A 468-nucleotide genomic window follows, 5' to 3' on the forward strand; every position below is an offset into this window, starting at 1 on the left:
GGACATGACCGCGTACGACCCGAAGGCGCATCTGGCCTCGGCCACCATCAACTGGGGTCCGTACTACATCAAGGCCACCAAGGACGCGCTCGAAGGCAAGTGGGCAACCGGCCAGAGCTGGTGGGCGTGAAGGAAGGCGCGATCGACATCGTGTCGCTGGCCGAAGACATCCCGGCCGAAACCAAGGCCAAAGTCGAAGAGATCAAGAAGGGCCTGAAAGACGGCACGTTCTCGATCTGGAAGGGCCCGATCCTGGGCCAGGACGGCAAGGAACTCGTGGCAGCCGGCGCGGTGGCCGACGACAAGTTCTTGTCGGGCGTCAACTTCTACGTCAAGGGCGTGGACGGCAAAGTGCCGGGCGGCGACAAGAAGTAACCAGCGCTGCGCTGGAACGAGAGGCCGCCTTCGGGCGGCTTTTTGCTTCTGACGGACGTCTCAGCCGAGCTCGAAGCTGGTGATGCCGTAGAC

General features: G+C 63.0%; 1 protein-coding gene. It reads left to right on the forward strand.

Annotation, left to right across the window (positions count from 1 at the left end; translation table 11 throughout):
* The first annotated feature begins 99 nt into the window (after window positions 1-99).
* Window positions 100-375 carry a hypothetical protein gene (locus tag I6F37_RS39020; protein WP_225154227.1) on the forward strand — a complete coding sequence of 92 codons (276 nt, stop codon included), beginning with the start codon at window positions 100-102 and terminating at the stop codon, window positions 373-375.
* Window positions 376-468: the final 93 nt, after the last annotated feature.

The sequence above is a fragment of the Bradyrhizobium sp. NBAIM08 genome (genome assembly GCF_020193935.1).
Taxonomy (GTDB): Bacteria; Pseudomonadota; Alphaproteobacteria; order Rhizobiales; family Xanthobacteraceae; genus Bradyrhizobium; species Bradyrhizobium yuanmingense.